Below are 345 nucleotides of genomic sequence, written 5' to 3' on the forward strand. Positions count from 1 at the left end.
CCCCCGGCCCCACGGGCCCCGGCCCCTCAGCCCCCGGCCCCTCAGCCCCCGGCCCCACGGGCCCCGGCCCCACGGGCCACGGCCCACGGCTCACGGGCCACAGGCCTCGGCCCACGGGCTCACGGGCCACAGGCCTCGGCCCACGGGCTTACGGGCCCTGGCCCGACTCCGGGGGCCTCGCCCTTGGGGATCGCCTCTGGAGCCCTAACCCGCGGCCCCACCCCCTCCGCCCACGACGCACTGCCCGTGACGCACTGCCCGTGACGCACTGCCCGTGACGCACTGCCCGTGACGCACTGCCCGTGACGCACTGCCCGTGACGCACTGCCCGTGACGCACTGCCGT

This window comes from Nonomuraea sp. NPDC050556 (assembly GCF_044457355.1).
Lineage (GTDB): Bacteria > Actinomycetota > Actinomycetes > Streptosporangiales > Streptosporangiaceae > Nonomuraea.